Origin of the sequence: Kineococcus sp. G2 (genome assembly GCF_037154035.1) — a bacterium.
Classification (GTDB): domain Bacteria; phylum Actinomycetota; class Actinomycetes; order Actinomycetales; family Kineococcaceae; genus Kineococcus.
In genome coordinates this window covers 1-804 of sequence record NZ_JBBBEM010000153.1, presented here as the reverse complement: position 1 = coordinate 804, position 804 = coordinate 1, and the positions used below count along the sequence as shown (strand labels likewise).

General features: G+C 70.0%; 1 protein-coding gene. It reads right to left on the bottom strand.

The genetic code is table 11. The features are described 5' to 3' along the window. Positions 1 to 42: 42 nt before the first annotated feature. The coding region (locus V9U69_RS19255; RefSeq protein ID WP_337063524.1) for a PRC and DUF2382 domain-containing protein at positions 43 to 804 on the bottom strand (762 nt) is incomplete at its 5' end.

Genomic DNA, 804 nt, shown 5'->3' with positions numbered 1-804 from the left:
GCAGTTCCTCGGCCGAGCGGAGGACCTCGGCGTGCTCCTCGCTCAGCGGTCCCGCTTGGTGGTGGTCTCCTGGCCGGCGTCGAGGTCGATGTGCTCCTCGCGCACCTCGGCGGAGACGGTCTGCTCCTCCTGCACGGTCTGGGTACCCAGGCGCACGCGCTCGACCGGCACCGTCTCCTTGGCGGCCACGGCGCGCTCCTCGTGCAGGGTCACCTCGTGCTCCTCCTCGGTCAGGTCCCCACCGGACATCGCCGCACCGCGGTTGGCCTCGGTGATCGGCTCACGCTCGACCACGACCTCCTCACGGTTCACCGGCACCGTGCGGGTCACGTTCTCGCTGGTGATGTACTTGCGCAGCCGCGCCCGGCCCGCCTCACGCGACTCCTTGGCCACGTGCAGCTCCTCCTTCGAGCGCGTCATGGCGTCGTCGGTGTTCGGGCCGGAGGTGTCGTGACCGCGGCCGCGGACCTCGGTGCCGGTGGTGCCCACCGTCTCGGTGCCCACCGTCTCGGTGCCCACCCCGGTGGTCACGCCGTAGTAGGCGTACAGGTCGTTCTCGTCCTGCTCGCTCAGCTCGTGGCCCGGGTCGTGGTGCGGGGCGTCCTTCACCATCGACTTGTCGAACGGCACGGTGACGGTGTCACCGCTCACGACCGCCTGCGAGAGCGGGATGAGCGAGACGTTGGAGCCGAACAGCCCCGTCTTCACCGAGACCCACTCCGGCTGGTTGGTCGCGTTGTCCAGGTAGACCTCGTCGACCTTGCCGATCTTGTCGCCGTCGCGGCCGGTGACCGTGGCGCCGTA